The sequence below is a fragment of the Mesorhizobium sp. 43Arga genome (assembly GCF_053714255.1).
The window spans coordinates 1-3,173 of sequence record NZ_JBSKBO010000036.1; the positions used below are offsets into that span (position 1 = coordinate 1).

General features: G+C 61.0%; 2 protein-coding genes and 1 pseudogene. 2 read left to right on the forward strand and 1 reads right to left on the reverse strand.

From position 1 onward, the window contains the following. Positions 1–305: 305 nt before the first annotated feature. A pseudogene (locus ACWGS8_RS35070) lies at positions 306–506 on the reverse strand (transposase domain-containing protein); the annotation flags it as partial. Positions 507–795: 289 nt separating this feature from the next. Here ACWGS8_RS35070 and ACWGS8_RS35075 point away from each other — a divergent pair. Then, positions 796–978, forward strand: a complete 183-nt coding sequence (locus tag ACWGS8_RS35075) for a hypothetical protein (protein WP_454585193.1) — start codon at positions 796–798, stop codon at positions 976–978. Beyond that, on the forward strand, positions 965–3,034 hold the full coding sequence (locus ACWGS8_RS35080) for a recombinase family protein (RefSeq protein WP_454585194.1): 2,070 nt from the start codon (positions 965–967) through the stop codon (positions 3,032–3,034). Before ACWGS8_RS35075 ends, ACWGS8_RS35080 begins: the two co-directional genes overlap by 14 nt. The last annotated feature ends 139 nt before the right edge of the window (positions 3,035–3,173 follow it).

Consider the following 3,173-nt stretch of genomic DNA (forward strand, 5'->3'; position numbering starts at 1 on the left):
TTTGGACTCAGTGGCATGATCCAAGATACCAGAAACCGCCGGGCCTTGCTCGCGCAAAGCTACGATTAACGGCACAAAATCAATCACTTACCGTTTGTGGACGGAAACTAGTCTAGGCGAAAATGAGACGTCGCTGAAGGACGTGAAGACATCATCCGCTGTGCTGTCGAGGTGATAGCCGCTCGTCGCGGAGGCCGCACCTATCTGAGCCCATTTCTCACGGAAGCTGACACGTCGCGGCCCGCGGCGTCAGCGTAGTGTCCGATGCTAGGAAGGCATCAAGGTAAGCGGGTAGCTGATGCCGTTCAGCGCTGGTAGTTCCAAGGCATAAGCGCCTCGATATCGCTGTTTGGCCAGCCATTGGCGATACGCTCGAGGGTTTGGGTGAGCCAGGCGTGCGGATCGACCTGATTCATCTTGGCGGTGGTCAGCAGCGTGGCGATGGTGGCCCATGTCCGTCCGCCGCCGTCGCTGCCGGCGAAGAGGCTGTTCTTTCGGGTAATTGTCATCTCGCAGACATTCTGCCCATGTCGGGCGCGAGGTTGTCGTTTGGTATCGATGGCATCCGCATTTCGAGCGGACCGTTCGATGCGAGTATATCGAGGAACGGGCGAACGGCAGAGTCGCGCACATTGTCGTGCGCCATGGCGAAGTCATTGTCGTTCCCGCATGGATGTTGGATCGCGACGTGTGCGAAGCGTTCAGCTTGGGTAGCCCCTGACCTTCACCACCTCTTGATCCATCGGGGATTTCGTAATGGCCTTGCGAGCGGTTCGAACGCTCAGGAGGTCATCGATGAAGAGACTGCCCCCACCAAGCCGGCTGCCAGCACCGCGGCAATTGATCATGCCACTCGACTCCCGAGCCCTGGACGGGCTGACGAAAGCGCAGCGCGCAGGCGCGGTCGCGAGCCTCGCCAAGCTGCTGACGGCGGCTGCCGGCGTCGCGGAGAAGGAGATGACCGATGACGGGCGGTAATCTTCTTCCCTTGGCCCTCCTGAAGCGCAAGGCCGTCGTCTACGTCAGACAGTCGACGGCCCAACAGGTTCATGCCAACCTTGAGAGTCAACGCCGGCAATATGAGCTGGTCGACGTTGCGCGGCGTTGGGGGTTCCACAATGTCGAGGTGATCGACGAGGATCTGGGACGCAGCGCGAGCGGCGCCGTCGAGCGCCCCGGTTTTGAACGACTCGTCGACGATCTGTGCACCGGTCATGTCGGCGCCGTATTGTGCCTTGAGGCCTCGCGGTTGTCGCGCAACGGTCCGGACTGGCAAAGGCTGCTCGAGCTTTGCGGCCAAGTCGATGCGCGCGTTATTGATATCGACGGCATTTATGATCCCGCCAAGCCGAACGACCGGTTGTTGCTCGGCATGAAGGGCAACATCAGCGAGTTCGAGCTTTCCGTCATTCGGGCGCGGATGTACGAGGCCGCGCGACAGAAGGCCCAGCGGGGCGAACTGCGGATAAGCGTGCCGATCGGCTACATCTGGCACCGCGATTACGGCCTGGGTTTCGACCCTGATATGCGGGTCCAGGAAGCCATCAGGCTTATATTCGCGCGGTTCCGCGAGATCGGCAGCGCCCGCCAGGTGCTGATCGCGCTCAATGCCGAAGGCATGCATTTTCCGCGCCCGTCTGACGGCAAGATAATGGTCTCCTTCGACTGGGTTCCGATCCGCTATCGCAACGTCATCAGCGTGTTGAAGAACCCCTTCTATGCAGGGGTCTATGTGTACGGCAAAACGCAGAAGCGGACCGAGATCGTCGATGGCCGCGTTCGCAAGAGCTACGGGCACCGTAAATCCTATGAGGATTGGGCGGTTATGCTCAGGGAGCATCATGAAGGCTATGTCAGCTGGGACGAGTATGAGCGGAATCAGAAGCTGCTCGCCGCCAACGCCTACGGCAAGGGCGGCGGTGTAAAGTCCGGTCGGGGCGGGAAGGCTCTCCTGGCCGGCATGCTCACCTGTGGTCATTGCGGCCGCCGCCTGTGCGTCGTTTATGTCGGCCGCCGCATCGGGTATCATATTTATCGTTGCGACCGTTCGAACCTCGCGCTGGCGCGACCCCGATGCATGACCGCCAATGGCGGTCGAGCCGACGCCGCGATCTCGCAAGAGGTTTTGCGCGCCGTGGCACCCATGGCGATCGAAGCAGCATTGGAGGCGGAGCGGATGCATCTTGAAGGCGAAGCGCAGCGACGGCAGATGATCGAACTGGATTTGCAGCAGGCCCGCTACGAAGCCTCGCTTGCCGAACGGCGCTATGCGGCCTGCGATCCCGACAATAGGCTCATAGCTGCTCAGCTTGAGAAGAGCTGGGAGGCGACGCTTCGCCGTGTCGAAGCCTGCGAAGCCCGGCTCAACAATCGGCCAGTACGCGATGACGCCGCCACGCCGGATTTTGCCGGCCTGGCTCAGGATCTGAAGGCCGCATGGGACGCTCCCGATGTCGACATGCGTTTTCGGCAGCGGCTCCTGCGCGCGCTGATCAAGGATATCGTCGTGACCGTGGACGATGATGCGAGACAGGTCGAACTTACTATACACTGGCAAGGCGGACAGCATTCGCAGGTTCACATTCGCAAGCCAAGGTCCGGCGAGCACACCAAAAGCACGCCCGAGGAGGCGATGGCCATCATTCGATCGATGGCGACGCGCTGGTCCGACGCGGATGTCGCCGCCACGCTCAACCGCATGGGGATGCGGACCGGTCAGGGAAAGACCTGGACAGGGCATCGCGTCAGCTCATTGCGCCGGGTGCACAAGATCGAGGGCTACCGGTCGGCCTGCAACACCGGCGGAGAATGGCTCACCATGTCGGAAGCCGCGACCAAATTCGGCGTCACCAACCATAAAATCCGGCGTGCCGTCGAAGCCGGGCTCTTGCCCACCGAGCAAATCATGCCCGGCGCCCCCCATCAAATCCGCGCAGCGGACCTCGAAAAGCCCGCCGTCAAAGCCGCGATCTCGCGTAAAGGCCCGTGTCGCGTCACCGACCAAAACCAGAAATCCCTGTTTTCCGCCATTTGAAGAGGAGCAGCATAATGAATCATGCATTGCTCTCGGTAGAAAGTCATGGTTGTTCTGCGGTTCCGATCGCGGCGGACAGCGCGCTGCCGTTCTCTACAGCCTGATCGTCAGCGCCAAGATGAACGACGTCGACCCTCAG

Excerpts from the sequence above, each read along its gene's own strand:
- ACWGS8_RS35075 (WP_454585193.1), top strand. The coding sequence starts at position 796 with ATGAAGAGACTGCCCCCACCAAGCCGGCTGCCAGCACCGCGGCAATTG.
- ACWGS8_RS35080 (WP_454585194.1), top strand. The coding sequence starts at position 965 with ATGACGGGCGGTAATCTTCTTCCCTTGGCCCTCCTGAAGCGCAAGGCC.